The sequence below is a fragment of the Pseudomonas sp. genome, from assembly GCF_037994325.1.
Lineage (GTDB): Bacteria > Pseudomonadota > Gammaproteobacteria > Pseudomonadales > Pseudomonadaceae > Aquipseudomonas.
The window spans coordinates 1-5460 of the sequence record NZ_JBBNAH010000601.1 but is presented as its reverse complement, the minus strand read 5'-3'; the positions used below and the strand labels follow the sequence as shown (position 1 = coordinate 5460).

The 5460-nt window shown below is 59.4% G+C and carries 4 protein-coding genes; all 4 read right to left on the bottom strand.

Going from position 1 to position 5460, the window contains the following annotated elements:
• Positions 1 to 49: 49 nt before the first annotated feature.
• The 4 genes from tadA to guaB all read right to left on the bottom strand — a co-directional run bounded on the left by tadA (position 50) and on the right by guaB (position 5277).
• Positions 50 to 532: a tRNA adenosine(34) deaminase TadA gene (gene tadA / locus AAAB16_RS19955; RefSeq protein ID WP_340664896.1), complete on the bottom strand. Its 483-nt coding sequence runs from the start codon at positions 530 to 532 to the stop codon at positions 50 to 52.
• Between the two features lie 3 nt (positions 533 to 535).
• Positions 536 to 1906: a multicopper oxidase family protein gene (locus AAAB16_RS19950; protein WP_340664895.1), complete on the bottom strand. Its 1371-nt coding sequence runs from the start codon at positions 1904 to 1906 to the stop codon at positions 536 to 538.
• Between the two features lie 230 nt (positions 1907 to 2136).
• Positions 2137 to 3714, bottom strand: a complete 1578-nt coding sequence (gene guaA / locus AAAB16_RS19945; RefSeq protein ID WP_340664894.1) for a glutamine-hydrolyzing GMP synthase — start codon at positions 3712 to 3714, stop codon at positions 2137 to 2139.
• Positions 3715 to 3807: 93 nt separating this feature from the next.
• Positions 3808 to 5277: an IMP dehydrogenase gene (gene guaB / locus AAAB16_RS19940; protein ID WP_340664893.1), complete on the bottom strand. Its 1470-nt coding sequence runs from the start codon at positions 5275 to 5277 to the stop codon at positions 3808 to 3810.
• Between the last annotated feature and the right edge of the window lie 183 nt (positions 5278 to 5460).

Below are 5460 nucleotides of genomic sequence, written 5' to 3'. Positions count from 1 at the left end.
GTGTACCGTAGGACGGGTTTCGCTGCGCTCGCCAAGGCGCCCCCCAAACCTACGGCTTCGCCCGGCGCTGTTTGAAGAACTCACGGAGCACCGCGCTGCACTCTTCTGCCAACACGCCCCCCTCCACCATCACCCGATGGTTAAGGAAGATCTGGTCGAAGAATTTGCCTCGGCTTTGCACCGCCCCTGCCTTGGGCTCGGTCGCGCCAAATACCATGCGGTTGATCCGTGCATGCACCAGCAACCCCGCGCACATGCTGCACGGCTCTAGCGTGACGTACAGCGTGCTGCCGGGCAGGCGGTAGTTTTCCACATCTTTGGACGCTTCGCGGATGGCGACCATCTCGGCGTGGGCGCTGGGGTCATGGGTGGTGATCGGGCAATTAAAACCACGCCCGATTACCTGACCATCCTGCACCAGCACCGCGCCCACCGGCACCTCACCCAGCGCCGCACCTTGTGCGGCCAAGGCCAGGGCCTCGCGCATAAAGTGCGCGTCCTGGCTGCGGTCGATGATCTGCGCTTTTCTCATGGGTTACTCGACGAGGATAGAGGCCATCAGGCCGGTTTCCATATGGTCGATCACATGGCAGTGGAACATCCAAACCCCTGGGTTATCCGCCACCAACGCCACCCGCGCGTTCTCGTTTTTGCCTAACAGATACGTGTCGGTGAAATACGGGATGATTTTCTTGCGATCCGAACTCAGCACTTTAAAGCTCATGCCGTGCAGGTGAATCGGGTGTTGGTACTGGGCCATATTGCGGAATTCAAGGATATAGGTCTTGCCCAACTTCATCGTCGCAATGGGTCGGTCAGCGCAGGTTTTATCGTTGATGTCCCAGGCCTTACCGTTGATTTGCCAGAACGCTGGCGCGCGCCCATTGGTGGTTACCGATACCGCACCGACCCACTCAAACTTAAAGTCGAGGGTTTCGGCATTAGCCAGGTCCGGCTCCGGAATCGGGTTGGCCGCAATCTGTGGCGGCCAGTCGCCGACTGCTGCTTCTTCGCTGGGCACCGAACGGAAAGTCGCCAAACGCACCGGCCCGTTACGCAACGGTAACTCCACGCCAGCTGCCGGCACTTTGATCGCCAAGCACAGGCGCATGCCCGGTCCAATCCAATACTCTTTGCCCAACGGCCGTGGCGCGACGGGGTTGCCATCAATGGCGTAAATCTGCACATCGGCACCGGGCATATTCAGGCGGTAGGTGACGGTGTTATCCAGGTTGAAAATACGCAGCCGCACAATCTGCCCAGCGGGCAAATCCAAGGTCGGTAAATGCTCGGCATTGATCGTCGAATAGCTGCCCGCCGTACCGCCGCGCGCGGCTTCGCGGGGAATGCTGAATGGCGTAAAGGCGCCTTCGGCATCGATATGCCAGGTCTTCAAACTCAGCGAGCGCTCGTGCGTGAAACCCGTCGGCTCACGCTCCTCCACCACCAGCGGGCCGACCAGGCCATGGCCTAATTGCTGGCTGCTTAATACGTGCGGGTGGTACCAGTAATTGCCGGCGTCCGGCGTCTTGAATTGGTAGTCGAAATACTCGCCGGGCAATACCGGCAACTGCGACACATACGGCACCCCATCCATTTCCAACGGCAGGCGGATGCCATGCCAGTGAATGGTGGTGGGCTCGCTGAGCTTATTGATAAAGCGCACCCGCAACCACTCGCCTTGGCGGCTGCGCAGCTCAATACCCGGCGCCGTGCCGTTATAGGCCCAGGCTGGGGTTTTATGACCGGCCACCAACTCCAAATCCATGGGTGCGGCGATCAACTCGTAATCATGGGTGGTGCTACCCAACGGCCGTCCAAGCCAATAACGAACTCCACCGGCACCAAGGCCCACTGCGGTTAAACCGAGCAGGCCACCGAGAATTTGTCGACGTGTAAAAGACATGGGAACAGACACCTCTAGATAGGAGACTTTCTAGAACAACACGCTGAGCCCATCAGGCTGAATTAGAGGATTAGCCGGTCTCTGATGGACTGGCTTTTTAAGACTCCCCTCTCCCGTTTACGGGAGAGGGGCTGGGGGAGAGGGTTGGCCCAGGCACAAAACCTAAAATCCAAGAGCCCCTCTCCCCAACCCTCTCCCGCAAGCGGGAGAGGGGGCAAAAGCGGACTGCGTTATTCCCACTCAATCGTCGCTGGCGGCTTGCTCGACACGTCGTAGGTGACGCGCGAGATGCCTTCGATCTCGTTGATGATCCGGCCACTAACGGTTTCGAGCAGTTCGTAAGGCAAGTGCGCCCAACGAGCCGTCATAAAGTCGATAGTTTCCACCGCACGCAGGGCCACAACCCAGGCGTAACGACGGCCGTCACCGACCACGCCCACCGATTTCACCGGCTGGAATACGACGAACGCCTGGCTGACTTTGTGGTACCAGTCGGCCTTGCGCAGTTCTTCGATAAAGATATGGTCAGCGCGACGCAGCAGGTCGGCGTATTCCTTTTTCACTTCACCAAGAATGCGCACGCCCAGGCCTGGACCGGGGAACGGGTGGCGGTAGACCATGTCGTACGGCAGGCCGAGTTCCAGGCCCAAGCGACGCACTTCGTCTTTAAACAGTTCGCGCAGCGGCTCGACCAGTTTCAGGTTCATTTCTTCCGGCAGGCCGCCCACGTTGTGGTGCGACTTGATAACGTGGGCTTTGCCGCTTTTGGCGCCAGCCGATTCGATCACGTCCGGGTAGATGGTGCCCTGGGCGAGGTATTTGATGTTGTCGAGTTTGCAGGACTCGGCATCGAATACGTCGATAAAGGTGCGGCCGATGATTTTGCGTTTTTTCTCCGGGTCGGCTTCGCCGGCCAGGTTGCTGAGGAACTGCTCTTCGGCATTGGCGCGAATCACTTTGACGCCCATGTTTTCAGCAAACATGGCCATCACTTGCTCGCCTTCGTGCAGGCGCAGCAGGCCGTTGTCGACAAATACGCAGGTCAGTTGGTCGCCGATGGCTTTGTGCAACAGGGCGGCCACTACCGAAGAGTCAACGCCGCCGGACAGACCAAGCAGCACGTTGTCAGTGCCTACCTGAGCGCGCACTTGAGCGATGGCGTCTTCGGCGATTTTCGACGGCGTCCACAGGGCTTCACACTCGCAGATGTCGAGGATAAAGCGCGAGAGAATGCGCCCGCCTTGCTTGGTGTGGGTCACTTCCGGGTGGAACTGCACGCCGTAGTAGCGGCGCTCGTCGCTGAACATGCCGGCAATCGGGCAGCTCGGGGTGCTGGCCAGAATGTGGAAGTCGGCCGGCATTTTGGTGACCTTGTCACCGTGGCTCATCCACACGTCGAGGCCGAACAGGCCGTCGGCGTCGATATGGTCTTCGATACCGTCGAGCAGGCGGCTTTTGCCGACCACATCAACACGGGCATACCCGAACTCACGCAGCTCGGAGCCTTCAACCTTGCCGCCCAGTTGCTCGGCCATGGTTTGCATGCCGTAGCAGATACCGAAAACCGGCACGCCCAGATCAAACACCGCCTGCGGGCAACGCGGGCTGTTGGCTTCGTGGACCGACTCAGGGCCGCCAGCGAGGATGACGCCTTTGGGGGCGAATTCACGGATCGCTTCTTCGTCCATGTCGAACGGGTGCAGTTCGCAGTACACACCGATCTCGCGCACGCGGCGGGCGATCAACTGGGTGTATTGGGAGCCGAAGTCGAGGATCAGGATGCGGTGGGCGTGGATATCTTGGGCCATGGCCGTCTCTCGTAGCGAAGTTCACAAATGACACGGGGCTGCTTGTCGCAACCCCGTGGCTCTAACTCATGTCACAAACCGCCGTGTCGATGTTTAACCGACGCGGTAGTTCGGTGCCTCTTTAGTGATCTGCACGTCATGCACGTGAGATTCCGCCATACCGGCACCGGTGATGCGCACAAACTCAGGCTCGGTACGCATCTGTTCGATGGTGCCGCAGCCGGTGTAGCCCATAGAGGCGCGCAGGCCGCCCATCAGTTGATGGATGATTGCAGCCAATGGACCTTTGTACGGCACGCGGCCTTCAATACCTTCCGGCACCAGCTTCTCGGCACCTGCGGAGGAGTCCTGGAAGTAGCGGTCGGAGGAACCTTGGGTTTGCGCCATGGCGCCCAGCGAACCCATACCGCGGTAAGCCTTGTAGGAGCGGCCCTGGAACAGCTCGACTTCGCCCGGGGCTTCTTCAGTACCGGCAAACATCGAACCCATCATTACGCAGGAAGCACCGGCAACGATGGCCTTGGACAGGTCACCGGAGAAGCGGATACCGCCGTCAGCAATCAACGGCACGCCGGTGCCTTCAAGGGCAGCAGCGACGTTGGAAACTGCAGAAATTTGCGGCACGCCAACACCAGCAACAATACGCGTGGTGCAGATCGAGCCTGGGCCGATACCGACTTTCACCGCATCAGCGCCGGCTTCGGCCAGGGCTTTAGCAGCAGCGCCAGTGGCGATGTTGCCGCCGATGACCTGCACGTGCGGGAAGTTCTGTTTAACCCAACGGACGCGGTCGATCACGCCTTTGGAGTGACCGTGGGCGGTGTCGACCACCACCACGTCAACGCCGGCAGCAACCAAGGCGGTTACGCGGTCGCCGGTATCAGCGCCAGTACCTACGGCTGCGCCAACGCGCAGACGACCTTGGTCATCCTTGCTGGCGAAGGGGTAAGCCTTGGCTTTTTCGATGTCGTTAACGGTCATCATGCCTTTGAGGTTGAAGGCGTCGTCGACGATCAGCACGCGCTCGATGCGGTGCTTGTGCAGCAGCTCGCGCGCTTCCTGCTTGTCGGCGCCTTCACGCACGGTGACCAAACGCTCTTTAGGCGTCATCACATCGCGGACTTTGGCATCCAGACGGCTTTCGAAACGCACATCACGGGAGGTGACGATGCCGACCAGCTCGCCATCGTGCAGCACCGGTACGCCGGAGATGTTGTTCTGACGGGTCAGATCGAACAGATCACGCACCGTGGCGTCGGCTTCAATGGTGATCGGATCTTTCACCACACCCGACTCGAAGCGCTTCACTTTGCGCACTTCGGCAGCCTGCTGCTCGATGGTCATGTTCTTGTGGATGATGCCGATGCCGCCTTCCTGGGCCATGGCAATGGCGAGACGGGACTCGGTCACGGTATCCATCGCTGCAGAAATCAGCGGGATGTTCAGTTCAATACCACGGGTCAGTCGAGTTTTAAGGCTGACGTCTTTAGGCAGAACTTCGGAATAACCTGGAATTAGAAGGACGTCGTCGAAGGTTAGAGCTTCTTGACTGATACGCAGCATGGCGGGGGCTCCCGGACGGGAAAATGGAAGCGCGCCATTATACCCACGCGGGTACTTCGGCTCAATGCAAAAGGTGAATTAGATAAAGACGGGTTTTCCGTTGCCTTTGTAAGGTTTTCCGCAGAGCGAATACCCCTTGGTGCGCGCAGCACACCCTACGGGGAGCCGCGGGTGCTCTTGTAG